Origin of the sequence: Microbacterium pumilum, from assembly GCF_039530225.1 — a bacterium.
GTDB classification, from domain to species: domain Bacteria; phylum Actinomycetota; class Actinomycetes; order Actinomycetales; family Microbacteriaceae; genus Microbacterium; species Microbacterium pumilum.
This window is the reverse complement of the sequence record NZ_BAAAOH010000001.1, coordinates 271,436-289,459: the sequence shown is the minus strand read 5'-3', so window position 1 is coordinate 289,459 and position 18,024 is coordinate 271,436. Positions and strand designations below refer to the sequence as shown.

General features: G+C 69.4%; 16 protein-coding genes. 5 read left to right on the top strand and 11 right to left on the bottom strand.

The features are described from left to right. The first annotated feature begins 6 nt into the window (after positions 1-6). Positions 7-807, top strand: coding sequence for a sugar phosphate isomerase/epimerase family protein (locus ABD188_RS01335; RefSeq protein ID WP_344057782.1), 801 nt, complete (start codon positions 7-9; stop codon positions 805-807). Further along, positions 804-1,904: a Gfo/Idh/MocA family protein gene (locus tag ABD188_RS01330; protein ID WP_344057780.1), complete on the top strand. Its 1,101-nt coding sequence runs from the start codon at positions 804-806 to the stop codon at positions 1,902-1,904. Before ABD188_RS01335 ends, ABD188_RS01330 begins: the two co-directional genes overlap by 4 nt. A gap of 38 nt (positions 1,905-1,942) precedes the next feature. On the opposite strand, the gene ABD188_RS01325 is transcribed toward ABD188_RS01330, so the two are convergent. Both ABD188_RS01325 and ABD188_RS01320 read right to left on the bottom strand, forming a co-directional pair. Beyond that, the gene (locus ABD188_RS01325; protein WP_344057779.1) at positions 1,943-2,599 is read right to left on the bottom strand and encodes a hypothetical protein; all 657 of its coding nucleotides are present in this window, start codon (positions 2,597-2,599) and stop codon (positions 1,943-1,945) included. Then, positions 2,596-3,012, bottom strand: a complete 417-nt coding sequence (locus ABD188_RS01320; RefSeq protein WP_344057778.1) for a MarR family winged helix-turn-helix transcriptional regulator — start codon at positions 3,010-3,012, stop codon at positions 2,596-2,598. Before ABD188_RS01320 ends, ABD188_RS01325 begins: the two co-directional genes overlap by 4 nt. Before the next feature lie 124 nt (positions 3,013-3,136). Between ABD188_RS01320 and ABD188_RS01315 the strand changes: the two genes are divergently transcribed. Together ABD188_RS01315 and ABD188_RS01310 are read left to right on the top strand one after the other, a co-directional pair. Then, positions 3,137-3,715 carry an NADPH-dependent F420 reductase gene (locus tag ABD188_RS01315; protein ID WP_344057776.1) on the top strand — a complete coding sequence of 193 codons (579 nt, stop codon included), beginning with the start codon at positions 3,137-3,139 and terminating at the stop codon, positions 3,713-3,715. 331 nt (positions 3,716-4,046) lie between these two features. Continuing rightward, positions 4,047-5,324 carry an ATP-binding protein gene (locus tag ABD188_RS01310; protein WP_344057774.1) on the top strand — a complete coding sequence of 426 codons (1,278 nt, stop codon included), beginning with the start codon at positions 4,047-4,049 and terminating at the stop codon, positions 5,322-5,324. Here the strand turns inward: ABD188_RS01310 and ABD188_RS01305 are convergent. Further along, positions 5,321-6,427, bottom strand: a complete 1,107-nt coding sequence (locus tag ABD188_RS01305; RefSeq protein WP_344057772.1) for a fatty acid desaturase family protein — start codon at positions 6,425-6,427, stop codon at positions 5,321-5,323. The genes ABD188_RS01310 and ABD188_RS01305 overlap by 4 nt on opposite strands. 235 nt (positions 6,428-6,662) lie before the next feature. Here ABD188_RS01305 and ABD188_RS01300 point away from each other — a divergent pair, with 235 nt between their 5' ends. Next, positions 6,663-8,840, top strand: a complete 2,178-nt coding sequence (locus ABD188_RS01300) for a S8 family serine peptidase (RefSeq protein ID WP_344057770.1) — start codon at positions 6,663-6,665, stop codon at positions 8,838-8,840. Positions 8,841-8,853: 13 nt separating this feature from the next. On the opposite strand, the gene ABD188_RS01295 is transcribed toward ABD188_RS01300, so the two are convergent. The 8 genes from ABD188_RS01295 to ABD188_RS01260 form a co-directional block, all read right to left on the bottom strand. Next, positions 8,854-10,086, bottom strand: a complete 1,233-nt coding sequence (locus ABD188_RS01295) for an alpha-L-fucosidase (protein WP_344057768.1) — start codon at positions 10,084-10,086, stop codon at positions 8,854-8,856. Positions 10,087-10,149: 63 nt separating this feature from the next. Continuing rightward, positions 10,150-11,127 (bottom strand): serine hydrolase domain-containing protein, encoded by a 978-nt coding sequence (locus tag ABD188_RS01290; RefSeq protein WP_344057766.1) that lies wholly within the window; start codon positions 11,125-11,127, stop codon positions 10,150-10,152. Further along, positions 11,127-12,593 (bottom strand): aldehyde dehydrogenase (NADP(+)), encoded by a 1,467-nt coding sequence (locus ABD188_RS01285; RefSeq protein WP_344057764.1) that lies wholly within the window; start codon positions 12,591-12,593, stop codon positions 11,127-11,129. Before ABD188_RS01285 ends, ABD188_RS01290 begins: the two co-directional genes overlap by 1 nt. Beyond that, the gene (locus ABD188_RS01280) at positions 12,590-13,687 is read right to left on the bottom strand and encodes a mandelate racemase/muconate lactonizing enzyme family protein (RefSeq protein ID WP_344066799.1); all 1,098 of its coding nucleotides are present in this window, start codon (positions 13,685-13,687) and stop codon (positions 12,590-12,592) included. The genes ABD188_RS01285 and ABD188_RS01280 overlap by 4 nt, the downstream gene beginning before the upstream one ends. A 2-nt stretch (positions 13,688-13,689) precedes the next feature. Continuing rightward, a complete protein-coding gene (locus ABD188_RS01275) occupies positions 13,690-14,589 on the bottom strand; it encodes a 5-dehydro-4-deoxyglucarate dehydratase (RefSeq protein ID WP_344057762.1) in 900 nt (299 codons plus the stop codon). Then, the gene (locus tag ABD188_RS01270; RefSeq protein WP_344057760.1) at positions 14,586-15,509 is read right to left on the bottom strand and encodes an NAD-dependent epimerase/dehydratase family protein; all 924 of its coding nucleotides are present in this window, start codon (positions 15,507-15,509) and stop codon (positions 14,586-14,588) included. Before ABD188_RS01270 ends, ABD188_RS01275 begins: the two co-directional genes overlap by 4 nt. Further along, positions 15,506-16,843, bottom strand: coding sequence for a Gfo/Idh/MocA family protein (locus ABD188_RS01265; protein ID WP_344057758.1), 1,338 nt, complete (start codon positions 16,841-16,843; stop codon positions 15,506-15,508). Before ABD188_RS01265 ends, ABD188_RS01270 begins: the two co-directional genes overlap by 4 nt. A gap of 94 nt (positions 16,844-16,937) precedes the next feature. After that, complete coding sequence (locus tag ABD188_RS01260; RefSeq protein ID WP_344066796.1) at positions 16,938-17,939, bottom strand: LacI family DNA-binding transcriptional regulator; 1,002 nt, start codon at positions 17,937-17,939, stop codon at positions 16,938-16,940. Positions 17,940-18,024 lie beyond the last annotated feature (85 nt).

Sequence of the window (18,024 nt, the reverse complement as noted above, 5' to 3'; positions counted from 1 at the left end):
AAGAACATGTCGTCACCGTCAGTTCAGCTGTACACCGTCCGGGATGCGATCTCGGAAGATCTGCAGGGTGCGGTCGCCCGGGTCGCCGAGATCGGCTTCACCAAGGTCGAGCCGTACGCCTTCGTGGAGCGGGCGGAGGAGTTCGCCCGCGCGTTCGCGGCGAACGGGCTCACCGCGCCGTCGGGGCACGCGCCGGTGATCGATTCGGATGATCCCGCTCGCGCGTTCGACGCCGCGGCGCAGCTCGGGATCGGAACGGTCATCGACCCGTTCATTCCGGCCGACCGGTGGCTGACCGCCGACGATGCCTACTGGATCGCCGACCGCGTGAATGAGCTGCAGGTGCTGGCCGCGGCATCCGGACTGGGTTTCGGGTACCACAACCACAACTGGGAGTTCTCGAACAAGGTCGACGGCCGCCCGGTCTACGAGCTGTTCCTGGAGCGTCTCTCACCCGATGTGGTGCTCGAGATCGACACGTTCTGGTCCACGGTCGGAGGCGCGGACACCCCAGCCCTGCTCCGCTCGCTCGGCGATCGCGTCCAATTCCTGCACATCAAGGACGGCAAGGTGGCGGGCGACATCGCCACGGCGCTGCCGAGCAGCGAGAGCGCCCTCGTGGTGCCTGAGGAGCTCGCCAAGGCGTTCAAGAACCAGACGCCCGCCGGTCAGGGCGACGTCGATGTGAAGGCCGTCCTGGCCGCCGCGCCCCACGCGCTGCGCGTAGTCGAGTTCGACGACTACGCGAAGGACGTCTTCGACGGGATCGCCGAGTCGTTCGCCTGGCTCGCGGAGAACGACAAGTGAGCGGCCCGGTTGGGGTTGGCGTCATCGGGGCGGGCGTCATCAGTGGCACCTACCTCGAGAACATGACCCAGTTCGCCGACCTGAAGGTGCTGTTCGTCGCCGACATCGACGCCGACCGTGCCCGCGCGCAGGCTGAGAAGTACGGCGTGCCCGGGTACGGCAGCACCGAGGAGCTGCTCGCGGTCGACGAGATCGAGATCGTCGTGAACCTGACGATCCCGGTCCTGCACACCGAGATCGGCCACCAGATCGTCGCGGCCGGAAAGCACGTGTGGAGCGAGAAGCCTCTCGCCCTCGACCACGAGTCCTCCGCCGCGCTGCTCGCCGCGGCGGATGCCGCCGGTGTGCGCGTGGCGTGCGCACCTGACACCGTCCTCGGCGCCGGCATTCAGACTGCGATGCGCGCCATCGCCCGCGGCGACATCGGCGAACCGCTCACGGCGACGACGCTCTTCCACGTGCCCGGCCCGGAGTCCTGGCACCCGAACCCGGAGTTCCTGTTCGCCGTGGGTGCCGGGCCGCTGTTCGACATCGGCCCGTATTACGTCACGACGCTGGTCCACGCGTTCGGGGCGGCCAGCCGGGTCAGCGCCGTGTCGTCGAAGTCTCGCGAGGTGCGCACGATCGGCAGCGGCCCGCGCGCGGGCGCCGAGTTCGCGGTCGAGGTGCCCACGCACCACGCCGCACTGATCAGCTTCGAGGGCGGCCAGTCATCGCAGTCGACGTTCAGCTTCCAGAATGCGATGCCCCGCAACGGTTTCGTCGAGATCAGCGGCACCGAGGGGACGCTCGTGCTCCCCGACCCGAACATGTTCGACGGCGACTCGATGCTGTGGACGTTCGGGCAGGACGAGCCCACGACCCTCCCGGCGGTGGGATCGACTTTCGGTCGCGGTTCGGGCGTGCTCGATCTGGCCCGGGCGATCCGCGGTGGCACAGCCGAGCGGGCCACGGGTGCGCTCGCGGCCCATGTGCTCGATGTGCTCATCGCGGTGTCGGATGCCGCGGAAGCCGGCCAGCCGGTGGATGTCACCTCATCCGTCCCGAAGCCGGAACCGCTCCCCGAGAGCTGGGACCCGGTGGCGGCGACGCTGTAGATCAGGCGATGCGGGATGCCGGTGCACCCGGCATCCCGTCAGTCCGCGTGGCTGATCGTCAGGTTCGAGAAGTGCGCGTCGGTTCCGATGTCGACGAAGAGTCCCACCGCTCCAGCGGTGGGTTCGACCAAGGTATGTGGCACCTCGAGCACGGTCGTTCCGTCGACGTCGGCCGAGAGACTCCTGGCGTGGACGGTGATGCCTAGCCGGATCCAGGTGTCGAGCCGGATGTCGGCGGCAGCTTCGTACCCACCGTCAGGGCGTTCGTCGCGAAGTCTGTTGTACGGCCAGTCAGGGTAGGCGAAGTACTGGATGGCGCGGAGCTTTCGCGGTCCGTCAGTCGGAGCCGTATGCCATCCATTGGCGGGGCGAAGGTAGACCGCTTCGAACGAGGGCTTCTGACCCCGCCCGATCCGATAGGCGATGCCGACGAACCCGCGGGCCTCTTCCGGCGCATCGGGACGAAGCCGGCTCGCGATATCGACACTGATGTGCCCGGATGTGAAGGTCGTCGGTATCTGGACGAATGTGGGCTGGTCGACATAGTCGACGCCCGCGACGCCGTCGTGCGAGACCTTGTCGGTGAGTGAGACCCGCACCGCCCGGCGATGGTCGAAGCTGCTGAGCCCTGCGGTGACGGATCGCAGCACGGCACCGTCGGGGATCCCGGCGAGGTCGTGGTTTTCGGCGGTCACGATCGTGCGTCCAGTCGTGCCTGCAGCCGCTTGAGGGCGGATGCCGCGACCGCGACGTCTTCGTCAGTTCCGAGGACCTCGTCCAGAGCGTGCGCGAGCACTCCCTCGCCTGCCGTTCGTGCGGTTTCGCCCGATTCGGTGAGCGACACCAACGAGGAGCGGCGGTCGGTGGGGTGAGGGCGACGGAGGGCGAGGCCATCTCTCTCGAGACGGTCGGCGAGTTTGCTCGCCGCCCCGATGGTGAGGGAAAGTTCACGGCTGAGGTCCTGTACTCGACCGCGCCCGTCATGCCGATGCAGGACGCGCAGGGCGGTGAGCGTGCCAAGGCCCACCTGCCGATCGTCGACGAGTTCGCGCTCGACGGTATTCCAGAGCGCGGTCTCGAACCGCACCAACGTGTCGAAGAAGTCCACTCGAGTCCATCCATTCGTTACAGTCGAAGGAATTAGATTCTTAGGAATATAGTTCCTAGACACTTAGTTTATCTCAGTATCGCGCGTCCACCACCGGACGACGACAAACGAACAGGAGCACGTCATGACGAACTTCACGATCATTGGCACCGGCAAGATGGGAGACGCGATCGGCGCCCTCTTCGCGGCAGGCGGGAACGGTGTGACCCACGTCGCGCACGCAGACGTCGGCAGCGCTCCGATCGTCGGGGATGTCGTCATCCTCGCCGTCCCTTACCCCGCAATCGATGACGTCGTCGCCGCATACCATGATCAGCTGGCCGGCAAGACGGTCGTGGACATCAGCAACCCGCTCGACTTCTCGACCCTCGACTCGCTGGTTGTGCCGGACGGAAGCTCCGCAGCTGCGCAGATCCAGGCGAAGCTTCCGGAAAGCAAGGTGCTGAAGGCGTTCAACACGAACTTGGTCGCGACCCTCGCGAGCAAACAGGTCGGCGGACTTCCCGCGACGGTCTTGATCGCTGGCGATGACGCGGACGCAAAGCGCACCCTCGCCGACGCCGTCACGGCCGGTGGGCTTGCCGCCATCGATGCAGGGGCGCTCGCGCGCGCCCACGAGCTCGAAGCACTCGGGTTCCTGCAGCTCACGCTCGCGATCGGCGAGAAGCTCGCGTGGACCGGTGGATTCAACGTCGCGAACTGACGCGGGCTGCTACACCGCTGCGTCGACGGGGTGCATGGGCCGGCGACCGTCGCAGCGGTCGAGGCCCCGCAGGGTCTGGACGCCCGAGTTGACCGCGGCGGTACAGGAGTTCCAGACCGCCTGGGCGTCGAGCCGACGGGCACAGTGGATGCCGCCACCATCGCCACCTTCGAGGGGGCGGTCGCCTAGCTCCAGAATCCGCAACCGTCGTCGACGCCGTCGCCGTCGGAGACCGAGCAGCCTCAGCTGGAGGCCGCGGGTGAGATAGTCGCGTTCGGAGCATTCGGCTTGGGCGACTCCGCGACCTCATAGGCTGGGCCCGGGAGGCGTGATGACCGGCTGGCGCATACGGGACTACCACTCGGAGGATGTCGACGGCATCCTCCGCCTCTGGGAGCAGGTCAACACGGCCGACGCCGAGCCGGTCTACAACCTCGCCGAGGTGCTGGCCTCGTGCGCGAAGGACCACGCGGTGGTCGCGGTCGTGGGCGAGCACGTCGTCGGCGCCGCGATCGGACGGACGGCCCACGCACAGGGGTGGGTCGTATTCCTCGCGACCGCGTCCGATCTGCGCGGTCAGGGGATCGGCTCGTCGCTGCTGGCGGCGCTCGAAGCACGCATGGCGCCGCAGGGCATCTCGAAGCTGTCGGCGCTCATGCCCGCCGAGGAGACGCGGGTCGGAGCATTCCTCCATCAGGGATTCGTCCTCAAGCAGGACCTGCACTACTTCGAGCGGCACATCCCGGTGCAGCGTGAAGAGCTGAAGATCCTGGCCGAACTGGGCGGCCGCGTGCTTCCCCGAGGCCTCTGGGATGCCGTCGGCGGTATGAACGCCGAGAAGGCCCTCCTCGAGCGACGTGTCGTCATGCCGCTCGCACAGTCCGAGCTCGCCGACCGCTTCGGCGTCGTGCCGCCGCGCGCCATCGTGCTGTTCGGACCGCCCGGGACGGGCAAGACGACGTTCGCCAAGGCGATCGCGTCCCGGCTCGAGTGGTCGTTCGTCGAGGTCTTCCCTTCCCGGCTCGCGGCGAGTCCCGATGGCCTCGCGGGCGCCCTGCGGCAGACGTTCACCGCCATCTCGGAGCTCGAGCACGCGGTGGTTTTCATCGACGAAGTCGAAGAGATCGCATCGCACCGGCAGGGTGAGCCGCCGTCGCCCACCCAGGGCGTGACCAACGAGCTGCTGAAGATCATCCCGGCGTTCCGCGAGCAGCCGGGTCGGCTGCTGATCTGCGCGACGAACTTCATTCGGGCACTGGATGCCGCGTTCCTCCGCCATGGCCGGTTCGACTACGTCATCCCGATCGGCCTGCCCGACGAGGAGGCGCGAAGCGCGATCTGGGAGCGGTACATCCCCGCCGCAGCCGTCGACATCGACGTGCAGACCCTCGTGTCGATGACCGAAGGCTTCTCGCCGGCCGACATCGAATACGCCGCGCGGAAGGCCTCGCAGGCCGCGCTCGAGAACGCGGTCTACTCCGGAGCCGAGAGCCCCGAGGGTCCGTTCCTGGAGGACTACGTGGGTGCGATCTCAGCCACGCGCACCACGGTGTCCGCCGAGGTCGCCGCGGAGTTCTGGGAAGACATCGAGACCGTCGGTCGGCTCTAGCGTCCGTACGCGGATGCCGCGGGGCAGTCGAACGGGTCGCCGCCGGCGGAGAGTCCCACGCGGTTGAGGTAGCGGATGACGATCCCGTAGGACTGCATGAGGGATGTCTCGGTGTAGTCGATCGAGTGATCCGCGCAGTACGCCCGCGCGAGCTTCTGCGCGTGCTTGAGGTTCGGTCGCGGCATGTTCGGGAACAGGTGGTGCTCGATCTGGTAGTTGAGCCCGCCCATGAAGACGTCGACCAGCCGGCCGCCGCGGATGTTGCGCGACGTGAGCACCTGGCGGCGGAGGAAGTCCACCTTCGAGTCGCGCGGGAGGAGCGGCATGCCCTTGTGGTTCGGCGCGAACGAGGCTCCCATGTAGACCCCGAAGACGGCGAGCTGGACGCCTAGGAACGCGAATGCCAGACCCGGGGGCAGAAGCACGAAGATCAGCGCGACATAGATCACGAGCCGGGGCACCAGCATCCCCATCTCGACCCAGCGCTTGTCGACCCTGCCGCGCCCGAAGACGGTGCGGAGTCCGCGGACGTGCAGATTGAGGCCCTCGAACATGAGGATCGGGAAGAACAGGTAACCCTGGCGGCGGGTGAACCAGCCGTAGAGACCGGTCGCGCGTGCGGCATCCTCCTCGGTGAACGAGATCACGTCTCGCTCGATGTCGGGATCCTTGCCGAGCACGTTCGGGTTGGCGTGGTGCCGGCTGTGCTTGGTCATCCACCACGAATAGCTGATGCCCACGATGAGGTTCGCGACCAGGCGGGCTGCGCGGTCGTTCGCTTTGCCGGACTCGAACACCTGGCGATGGGACGCCTCGTGGGCGAGGAAGGCGAACTGGGTCAGGATCACGCCGAGCGCGCCGGCGATGAGGAGCTGGTACCAGGAGTCCCCGAGCAGGACGAACCCCGCGACCGCTCCGGCCAGGGCCAGCGAGACCGCGGCGAACATGAGGATGTAGAACCCGGTCCGACGCTTCAGGAGGCCCTGATCGCGGACCGTGCGCAGCAGCGCCGAATACTCGGTGGTCGGGCTGGACTTCTCGCCGCGAGGCGTGGTCGTGCGGACGCGACTATCGAGCAGGACGGGTGCGGGTGTGCTGCTCATCAGAGCCTCGTTCCATCGGTAGATCGGTCCGCGGCCAATGCGGCAGCAGGACGGTCAACCGGGGTCCGGGGACAACCGTGCATCAAGTAGACCACCTGGTGCCCGGCGCCGAGCCCGGGCGCGGCAGATCCCCAGGTTCGCGACGGCACCGGTGGGTTGTATCACGCCTCGCAAAGGACGACTCTTCAGGGGGGATGCACGCCAGAGAAGGCGTGACACGTGTGGAGGGTTCGACATGGCTCGCAGCATTCGGAACCGGGGCTCGGTCCCCGTCGCTGACATCGCATCAGGCGAGATCGTGCGCCGGGGGCGCCCGATCCGCATCACGGGGGAGTTCGGCGAGCGCGACGCGCACGCCGTCGTGGTCACGGGCGGCGGGGACGCGGGGGTGACCTTCGAGGGTGAGGCGCTCGTCATCGACACTTCGGGGCTCACGATCGGCGGCCACACCGTGCTCGTGAACGGAATCCCGGCCCAACGCAAGCAGAAGGGCAGGCAGGATGCCGCATTCGACGTCGTCGTCGTCGACACGCCTGCGGCGCTCGACCAGGGCCTCGCCGTGCTGCACGCGACGCGGATCCGCATCGGCGAGCTCGACATCGAGTCGCTGCCGATGGGAGCGGGGGTCGACGGCGAGTTCCGCGACGTCTTCAAGGCCGTGACCCGGGATGGGGAGAAGGCGGTCACGCTTGCATTCGACCAGATCGGGGAGCGCATCGACATCGACGACGAGCTCGCGGCGCTCGCGAAGCGGCGGCAAGAGAGGTACGGCCGCATCGAGCCGGCTTTGTTCGAACGGCTCGAGCAGGGCGGCGATGTGGAGGTCGCCGTGTGGGCATCCACTCGCGGCATTGATCTGCCGGCGACGGAGAAGTCCGAGAAGCGCCCGGCGCGCAAGCCCAGCCGCGTCGAAGCACGGACTCGGCAGGAATGGACGGCGCTCGGCGAGAACCTCGCCGAGGTCACGCGCGAGTACGGCCTCGAGCCCGAGCGCATCGATCCCGCGGCGCCGGTCGTCTACGGCCGCATCCCGGCCGACGCGATCCGCAAGCTCGCAGAGCACGAGCTCGTCGCCGGAGTCTTCCTTCATGACCGCGAGGGAGTCCTCGACCTCAACGACTCGATCGCGGTGCACAACAGCGACGACGCCCACTCGGCCGGCTTCACCGGCGCGGGCGTGGATGTCGCGGTGTACGAGCCTGGCCCCGATGTGACGACGAACCTCTCCATCTCCGGCCAGTACCAGACGGGCAGCGGGTCGAGCAGTCACGCACGGATGACGCACGGGATCATCCGCAACACCGAGCGCAATCGCCCGCACGGGCATGCCCCCGATGCCAACCTGTTCTCGGCGAACAGCTACGACCTCGACGCGATCCGCTGGGCCGCGCAGGACCAGGGCTGCACCGTGATCAGCCAGAGCTTCCATCGCGATGCCGAGCAGACGAGCGATTCGCTGTCGCACGACGACAACTACAAGGACTGGCTCGCGCTGCACTGGCCCTTCCCGACGATCGTCGAGGCATCCGGCAACGGCTCGTCGACCGAGTTCGTCAACCACAAGGGCTACAACCGACTGACCGTCGGCAGCCACGATGACAACGCCGGCGCCATGGCGTCGGACTCGGTGTTCCGCAATCCCAAGTCCACCCACGGCGACCGGGAACTGCCCGAGATCGCAGGGAACGGCGTCGGGGTCACAGTCGTCGGGCTCACCGACAGTGGCACGAGCTTCGCGGCGCCCGCCGTCGCCGGTATCGCGGCGTGCGTGCAGGAGGCGGCGCCGGTACTGAAGTCGTGGCCCGAGGGAACGCGCGCGGTGCTCATGGCCGGCGCGTGGCGCAACCCGAGCGGCGGCCGCTGGCGGGCTGATCTCGTCGCAGGTGTCGACGGGCGGGATGGCGCCGGCACGGCCGACGCCGACCGCTCGACGAACATCGCGCGCTCGCGACAGAGCCGCGACAACGCGCCCGCGCTGCGGGGCTTCGATGTCGGTACGCTGCGATCGTCCGACCTCGACGGGTCGGGGCGCACGACGTTCCGCTACCGCATCAAGACGCCGACCGCGCCGCTGTTCTTCGGCTCGCACGTCAAGGTGGCGCTCGCATGGGACTCGAACGCGACGCGGACCGACATCCTGTTCCTGTCGATCTACCAGAACACGCTCTCTGTCGACCTCGACGTCGAGGTGCGAGATTCGGCGGGCACCCTCGTCGCATCGAGCATGTCGTGGGACAACAGCTACGAGATCGCCGAGTTCGACGCCAAGGCGGGCGAGACGTACGACATCCGGATCCGCCGGTGGTCGGGCACCGACGACGTGTGGTTCGGGGTCGCGTGGACGCAGATCTCGACCCTGTTCGACATCTTCGGCTCGGTGCAGACCGCGCCGGTCTTCTCGCTCGGAGGCTGAGCGGGCGGCGCGGCTACTCGTCAGCGTCGGGCAGGCCGACCACGACGGCATCCATGCCCTCGGCGAGGGCGGCGAATTCTTCGGGCCTGTCGGTCACGACGATGAGCCGCCCGTCGCTCACCCACGTCCCGACCCACGCTTCCGTCAGGGGAAAGGCGCCCAGATCCTCGGCCGACGCGGGACGCCGGTGGGTTGTGAACGGCTTGAGCTCCGTCATCCACGAGGCGATGCCTTCCAGAGTCCGCCGCTGCAGCGCGGGGATCTCGCCGGATGCCTCAGGCCCGACGTTCAGCAGCAGCCGCCCGCCGCGCGATACGACATCGGCATAGAGCTGCGCGAGTTCACGCGGCGACAGAGTCTGCTCGGCGCCCTCGACCTGGTTGTAGCCGAAGGAGAAGCCCAGACCGCGATTGTTCTCCCACCCGATGCCGGACTCGTTGTGCGTGTCCTGCGAGTATTCGCTCGTCCGGTAGTCGCCGACATCCGGGCCCCAGCGGTCGTTCACGATCCCGTCGGGGACGACCTTCCGGTGGTGGCGCAGAAGCTCGTCGAGCGAGCCATCCTGCCTGCCTGCGTCGGGCCAGCCGATGTCGTTCCAGATGACGGACGGACGGTAGCGGTCGATGAGGTCTCGCACGTGCGCGGTCGCGTAACGCGCGTACGCGTCATCCACGGGGCGGTACTCATGCACCTGCTCGGGTGTCTCCAGCGGCGGAAGGTCGGAGAAGGCCCAGTCGAGGCCGCCGGAGTAGTACACGCCGAACCGGATGCCCTCGGCGCGGACAGCGTCGGCGAGCGGCTGGATCAGATCCCTGCGAGGTCCTCGCGCCACGGTGGTCAGGTCACCCGAACCGGGCGCATCCCACAGCGCGACACCGTCGTGGTGCTTGGTGACGGGGATCACGTAATCGGCGCCCGCCGCGCGGAAGAGTCTCGCCCACTCCACCGGGTCGTAGCGGTCGGCAGTCCACGCCTCGAGGAACTCCTCGTAGGGCGCGCCGCCGTACTCGGCGAGGTGGTGCGCCGCGGCGGGCGATCCCTCGATGCGGATGGTGTTCGCGTACCACTCCGCGTAGGGGTTGTGCGCGAACCATTCCTCGGGCGGAACCTTCCCCAGAGCACCCGTCGGCTCCGCCCACGCCGGAACCGAATACGGACCCCAATGGACGAAGATCCCGAAGCTCGCCTCCTGCGCCCATTCGGGCAGAGGTCGACGTGGTTCGCGATCACGCGATGATTCCGGCATCCGTTCTCCTTTGATGTGTCTCTGCTCGGTGAGTTTCGGTGTGTGCATGGCCTCGGCGACCCGTCAGAGTGCGCCGATGATCGCGTTGTCGAGCCGATCGGCGTCGAGCTCGGGCATGGCCGCGTTCGTGAGGAGCACGTAGGCGACCCCCGCGGACGGGTGTATCCAGAACTCCGCGCCCGACCACCCGCCATGGCCGTAGACGTCTCGGTCGATCAGCCCCGGAGCGCGGGTTCGCAGATTCCACGTGAAGCCCCAGTCCTGCCCGCGGTCGGCGGGGTAGGGCTCGAGTCGCGGGATGTCGCCCGTGAGAGGTCGCAGGGTCATGCTCAGCGTCGCGGGGCGAAGGATGCCGTCCCCGCCGCGTAGAAGGGCGGACCCGATCGCGAGCAGGTCCTGGGCACGGCCGATGAGACCCGCTCCCGGGCTGCGCAGGCTCGCGAACCGGTCCACATCGAGTCCGGCTGCTTCGCCGCCGACGATCGCGTGGGGGTCGGATGCTTCATCCAGCGTGAGTCCGTCGGCGCCGAGCGGCGCCGCCCACGCCGAGAGCTCCGCATCCCACTCGTGCGTCGTCGCATGTGCGATGAGGGCCGCGATTCCCTCGAACGCGACCGTGGAGTAGCGCGAGGCGGTGCCGACGCGGAAGTCGCGGCCGGCCCCGAGGAGCTCGGCGCGTAGCGGCACGGCGGTGTCGAGTGCGGGCTCTGAGATCCCGGAGGTGTGGCTCGCGAGATGCCACAGGCGCACGATGTCATCGCGGTTCGCGCCGAACGACGGCAGCGCGTCGGCGAGCGGAGTCTCGGCGGTCAGCAGCCCGCGCTCGATCGCGCGTGCGGTGGTCAGCCCTACTAGCGGCTTCGTGACCGAGAACAGCCGGTAATGGTCATCGACGCGAGCGGTTCGGCCCTCGGTCGTGCCGAAGGCATCGAGCGCGACGGTGCCGTCAGCAGTGGCGATCCCCAGCACGGCAGTGGGGATTCGAGCCTCGGACACCTGGCGCCGAGCCCAGTCGAACGCGGATGAGAACTGCTCGGCCATCACGTCACCGGGAGCCGGAGCACGCCGTTGCGTCGGTGCGGAAGCGTCGCGAGCACGTCGTCGCGCAGCACCTCGGGAAGCAGCTGCTGCGGAGCCGACTGGTACGCGACCGGTCGCAGGAAGCGCCGGATCGCCGTGGCGCCCACAGACGTGTGAAGCGACGTCGTGGCCGGCCATGGGCCACCGTGCTGCTGCGACCACGTCACGGCGACTCCGGTGGGCCAGCCGGCGAAGAGCACCCGGCCGGCACGGGCCTGCAGCAGATCGAGTGTCGCGGCGACGTCGTCGCCGGGCTCGGAGTGCAGGGTCGCGGTCAGGCTGCCGGGAATGGCTCGCAGCGCGGCGTGCAGCTCGTCCTCGGACGAGTAGCGCACAAGCAGGGTGACCGGGCCGAAGCACTCCTGAAGCAGCGTCTCGGGGCGTGCGGCGACGGCTGCGGCATCCGTCGCCAGCACGATCGGCGTGGCCCCGCCATCCGTCACCGTCCCACGCGCCACGACCTCGACGGAGGCGTCCGCGGTGAGCGCGTCGATGCCCTCGGGGAAGGCATCCGTGATGCGGTCGGTGAGCAGCGACCCGCCCGTGGTGCTGGGTACGAGCGCCGCGACGAGCGCCTCGAAGCCCGCACCGCTCGGCACGAAGACCACGCCGGGTTTGGTGCAGAACTGCCCGACTCCCAGGGTGAACGAGCCCACGAGACCCTGCGCGAGCTCTTCACCGCGCGCGGCGACGGCGGCCGGGGTGATCACGACCGGGTTCACGCTGCCGAGCTCGCCGTAGAAGGGGATCGGGTCGGGGCGTCCGGTCGCGAGATCGAACAGCGCGCGGCCGCCGGAGAGCGACCCGGTGAATCCCGCGGCCTGGATGACCGGATGCTGCACGAGCGCGTTTCCTGCATCCCTTCCCTCGACGAGGGCGAGTGAGCCAGGCGGCGCCCCGGCGGTTTCGAGGGCGTGTGCCACGATCTCGGCGGTGCGGCGGGAGAGTTCGACGTGCCCCGAATGCGCCTTCACCACGACCGGGTTGCCCGCCGCCAGCGCCGACGCCGTGTCACCGCCTGCGACCGAGAACGCGAAGGGGAAGTTCGAGGCCGAGAACACCGCCACGGGACCGAGCGGCACGAGCATCCGGCGCAGTTCCGGACGCGCAGGCGAGGCTGCGGCATCCGCGTCGTCGACCGTCAGCTCACGGTAGGAGCCCTCCTCGACGACCGAGGCGAACAGGCGAAGCTGGCCCGAGGTGCGGCCGACCTCACCGCGCAGGCGGATCTCGCCGAGTCGGGTCTCGCGGTCGGCGATCGGCACCAGCTCATCGGCGGCCGCATCCAGCGCACCGGCGGCGAAGCGCAGCCAGGATGCGCGGTCGGCGGCACTCGAGCGGGCCCAGATCGGGGCAGCGGCTGCCGCTGCGGCGACGATCGCCTCGAGTTCGTCCGGCGTGGTCGCTGAGCCTGTCGCAGTGGTCATGAGGGGTCCTTTCGGGCGAAGCGCAGGCCCAGGCCGAGGTGCGGGATCTCGGTCAGTCGACCGTCCGCGATGGCGACCGGGCTGGCGTCGCGAAGCGCTACGAGCGCACCGAAGCCGGCATCCTCGACCTCTTCGGCCATCGGGTCGCCCACGGCGAGAGTCAGAGCGAGCTGTCCCGAGAGCTCGGGCAGCAGGTGCGGATGCAACGGCACGTCGCGCTCGGCCGCGAGGTCGGCGATTCGGCGGAACGGGGTGATGCCGCCGACCCGGACGATGTTGGGCTGGACGATCTGCGCGGCCCCCGCGTCGAGGTACTCGGCGAACCGGTGCACGGTGTGGAGGTTCTCGCCGACGGCGATCGGCACGTCGACGCGCGCTGCGAGTTCGGTGTGGCCGGCGAGGTCGTCGGCCCGGAGCGGCTCTTCGATCCAGGCGGGCGCGAATGCCGAGAGCGCTTCGATCGAGCGCGTCGCACGGTCGAGATCCCACCGCTGATTGGCGTCGATCATGAGCTCGCGCTCGGGGCCGAGCAGGCCGCGTACGGCCGCGACCCGTTCGACGTCCTCGGCGAGGTCAGGCTTGCCGACCTTGATCTTCACCGCGTCGAAACCCGCATCGATCCAGCGGCCGACCTGCGCGAGCAGATCGTCGAGCGAGTAGTGCAGGTTGACGCCGCTGCCGTAGGCCCGCACCGATGCTCGCTCGCGGCCGAGCAGCTCGACGATCGAGAGTGCCTCGGCCCGGGCCGCGGCATCCCACAGTGCAAGGTCCAGTCCGGCGAGCGCGATCGTCGTGAGACCGCCGCCCCCGGCCTCGTGGAGGTGCCGCCACAGCGGATCCCACAACGCCTCGGGGTCGGCATCCCGCCCGATCGCGGCCGCAGCGATGTCGTGCTCGAGCAGCGCGTGGGCGGCTTCGGCGCCGATCTGCGGCGTCCACGAGAAGCCCCACCCCTCGACGCCGTCCGAGCGGACGACATGGGTCGCGATCACGCCGACCGAGGTGACGTCGCTCGCCCACGGCCGGCTCAGCGGCACCCGCAGCAGCCGCGCGTCGAACTCGGCGATCGTCGCGCCCCCGGCGCCGGTGGTCAGCGTCACAGCAGTGCGCGTCCGGCCTCGAGGATCGACGCGAGCCGCTCCTCCTGCTCGGGCGTCGGGTCGACCAGTGGTGCCCGCACACTTCCGACCGGAAGCCCGCCGAGCCGCAGACCCGCCTTGATGAGCGAGACGCCGAATCCCGGCGTCTCGTCGCGCAGGGCGACCAGCGGTGCGTAGAACCCGTCGAGGAGCGCGTTCCGGCGGACCTCGTCGCCGTCGATGTAGGCGCGGTAATACGCGTTCGCGACCTCGGGGATCATCGCGAACGCCGCCGACGAATACAGCGGGATGCCGATGCCCCGGTACGCGCCCTGCGTGAGCTCGGCCGTCAGCAGGCCGTTGAAGAAGGCGAAGTCGGTGCGGCCGGACTCGGCGACGGCCCGCACGATGAGCTGCGCGATGCCGATGTCGCCGACGCCGTCCTTGAAGCCGACCACTTTGGGGTTCTGCGCGAGCCGGACCACGGACTCGACCGCGTACTGCGCGGTGCCGCGATGGTAGATCACGACGGGCAGATCGGATGCCGCGGCGATCGCCTCGACGTAGGCGACGAGCCCCGCCTGCGGCCCGCCCACGAGGTACGGCGGCAGCACGAGCAGTCCGTCCGCGCCCGCGTCGGCGGCGCCACGGGCGACCTCGATCGCGTGCCCGAGCGGGCCGCCGGCCCCGGCGATGACCGGCACGCTCCCTGCGACGGTGTCGACGGCGACTCCCACCACCGTCGCCGACTCGGTCGCCGACAGCGCGTGGTACTCACCGGTGCCGCACGCCGGGAAGACCCCGCCGGGGGAGTGCTCGAGCGTGCGCGCGATATGGGTGCGCAGGAGATCCTCGTCGACGCGGCCGCCCGCGTTGAAGGGGGTCACCGGGAAGAAGAGGATGCCGTCGAAGTTCATGCGTGGACGTCCATTCCGTCGTCGGCGTGGGCCAGCTCGGCGCGCCAGGAGTGTTGCGGACGCCATCCCAGCAGCCGGCGCGCTTTGGCGTTCGAGAAGGCAGGTGCCGAGCCGGTGAGCACCGCTGCGGCGGACGCCGTGCCGGGGTGGAAGCGGGGGAGCAGGTCGGCGAGAGGCTCGCGGGCGAGAGCGTCGTCGGCGCCCACGAAGAAGACCTCGCCGTTGGGGATGTCGCCGAGCGCGCCGAGCAGAGTGTCGGCGAAGGTCGCGACATCCCGTGCGTCGACGTAGTTGAACAGCGCCGGCGCCGACAGCGCCGGGTCATCCAGCCGCTCCCGCACGGTGTGGCCCTGCTGCGTCGGTGCGCCGCTCCATTCCTCGGGCGCGATGACGTAGCAGGGACGGAACGCCGCGAAGCGGACGCGGTCGCCGGTCTGGCGCTGCAGCATCGCGAGCGACTGCTCGATGAGCAGCTTGGAGAGCGCATAGGCGTTCCACGGCAGCGTGGCGGAGTCCTCGTCGAGCGGCAGGCGCTCGGGCGACCACTCCGTGGGCGCGCCGTAGCCGAGCACCGTGGGGCTCGACGCCGCGACGATCTTCGGAATGCCGGCCGCCACCGCTCCGCCGAGCACCGACATCGCAAGCGTGGCGTTCGTGCGAAGGATCACGTCTTCGGGAGCACTGAACGGCACCGCGATCGCAGCGAGGTGGATGACGGCGTCGGCCTTCGCGTCGGTCAACGCGCGGGCGGTGGCCGCGGCATCCGTCAGATCGAGCGAGACCTGCGAGACGTTCGCCGCAGCGAGCTGGACAGTGGGTGCGCGGTCGAGCGAGACGATCTCGCGCCCGCGTCCGGCGAGCCCTGAGACCAGGGTCCGCCCGAGCCGGCCCGAGCCGCCGGTGACGACGATCCGGCTCATCGGACGGGCTGGGTGAGCAGACGGATGCCGAGATCGGCGACCTCGACCGGCATGCCGGTCGCGAGGGACCGGTTGCCGGCGATGCCCACCGCGATCGACTGCACGCCGTCGCGCCAGTTCGCCGGACGCGCGAGGGGATCCTCACCCGGCCCGATGAAGACGTCGGACAGCAGGATCGCGTCGCCGCCGCCGTGGCCGCCGTCGCCACTGACGATGGGGATCTCCACGGGTTCCTCCCAGTGGCGCTGGAGCAGCATGCGTTCGGTCTCGGGACGCAGCGTCACCGAAGTGCCCGCATCCACCGCGCTCGGGTCGAGCACGGGCGTCAGGCCCTCGCTCTGCACGACGGCGCCGCGCTCGACGACGTCGAGTTCGGCGCGGCCGAGCGTGCCGTTCACCGCGACGCGGTAGCCCTCCCACGGCGCATGGGCGTTGAGCGAGTAGCTGAGCGTGGCGCCACTGGCGTAGTCGACGACGAGCGCGAGGTTGTCTTCGATCGTGATGCCCTCGCCGAACACGTCGCGGTCGCGGACGTATCCGTCGTGACCCTCGGCGTCGAGGTAGAGCGCCTTGAGGTTCGCGTTCTCGCGCAGGTCGAGGTCGAAGCCGTCATGAGCGCCCTCGTGCGTGCCACGGGGAGGGCGCTCGCCGAGACCGCGCGCGGCGGCGTTCTCGGCGCCGTAGAAGCGCAACCCGCCCGATGCGAACACGCGCCGCGGCGTCGAGTGGATCCACCAGTTGACGAGGTCGAAGTGGTGGCTGGCCTTGTGCACGAGCAGGCCGCCCGAGTTCTTCTTCTCGCGGTGCCACCGGCGGAAGTAGTCCGCGCCGTGCTTGGTGTCCAGCATCCACTGGAAGTCGATCGAGGTGACGTCGCCGATCAGTCCGTCCTGGATGACCTGCCGAAGTGCGCTGTTGCGCGGCGAGTAGCGGTAGTTGAACGTGAGAAGCACATCCCCACCGGTGCGCTCGACGGCATCCTCGATGGCGGCAGCGCTCTCGGCGTCGATCGTCAGCGGCTTCTCGACGACGACGTCGGCTCCGGCCTCGAGAGCCCGGACGATGAGCGGCGCGTGCTGGTCGTCGCGTGCCGTGATGACCACCCGGTCGATCCGCTCGGTGCGGATGAGCTCCTCGAGCCGGTCGGGGTGCCAGGTCGAGGGTGCGGCGATCCCGGCGTCGACGGCGCGCTGAACCGCGAGGGCGGCTCGCACCGGGTTGGGTTCGCAGATCGCGACGAGCTCAGCGTGCTCGGCGTACGGCCCGGCGATCGCATCGACGTAGAGCTGCGAACGGCTTCCGGCTCCGACGACGGCATAACGACGCCTGCTCACGGTGGCTCCTTCACTCGGGGGCTGGATGCGGGAAACGCTTTCCAGGAAACGTTTTCTCACGGTAGCACACGGTCGCGGACGAGGCGAGGTCGAGTCAGGATGCCGGGGCCCCGGTGCTGCCTCGCAGGACGATCTCGGGCGTGAACGTCTGCAGCGGTTCGGGGTCACGGCCCTCGAGCAACTCGTGCATGGCCGCCCAGGCCCGGGCCCCCAGCTCGGCAGCGGGAACGGCGGCAGTGGTCAGCGGTGGGGAGGTGAAGCGGGCGAACGGGATGTCGTCGAACCCGGCGATCGACAGATCCTCCGGCACGCGGATGCCGCGCTCGCCCGCTGCGCTCAGCAGACCCATGGCGACGAGGTCGTTGAAGCCGAGGACGGCGGTCGCACCGGTCTCGAGCACCGCGTCGAGCGCCGCGGCTCCCGCGTCGAAGTCGACGCCGCCGTCGAGTTCGACGATGGCGGTGTCGCGATGCGCAGCGCGCGCGTCCTCGAGCGCGGCCAGGCGTGCCGCGTTCGAGGCGCTCCGCGGCGAGCCGCTCAGGTAGGCGAACCGTCGGTGGCCGAGGCCGTGCAGGTGCTCGATGATCTCGCGCAGTGCCGAGCGGTAGTCCGCGGCGACGGCAGGCGTGCCCGCGCGCGGCGCACGGTTGACGAGCACCACGGGCGCGACATCCGCCAGCAGGGTCTCGAGTCGGTGCTCGGGCATGCGCGGTGCGCACAGGATGAGACCGTCCGTGCGCCGGCGCGTCTCGACGGCCAGCACGGCCTCTTCGGCGTCGTCTTCGACAGAGTCTGCGATCAGCACGTGGTAGCCGTCCGCAGCGGCTGCCCGGCTCAGCCCTCTGAGGATCGCCTGGAATGTCGGGTTGCCGAGGTCGGGAACGACGACGGCGATGGTCTGGGTGCGGCCGAGGACGAGGCTGCGCGCCAGTGGATTGGCGGTGTAGCCGAGCTCGCTGGCGGCGGATCGCACGCGCTCCGCCATGACCGGGTCGACGGTCGGGTTGCCGTTCATCACCCGTGACACCGTCGACAGCGACACTCCGGCGTGTCTCGCGACATCGGTGATCGTGGATTTGGGGCTGGATGGTCCCATCAGCTTCCCTCCCGGTGCGAACACGCCTGATCCTAGCCAGAAAGCGTTTTCACCAGAGTTGTCACCCAATCGGTGGTCAACCGCA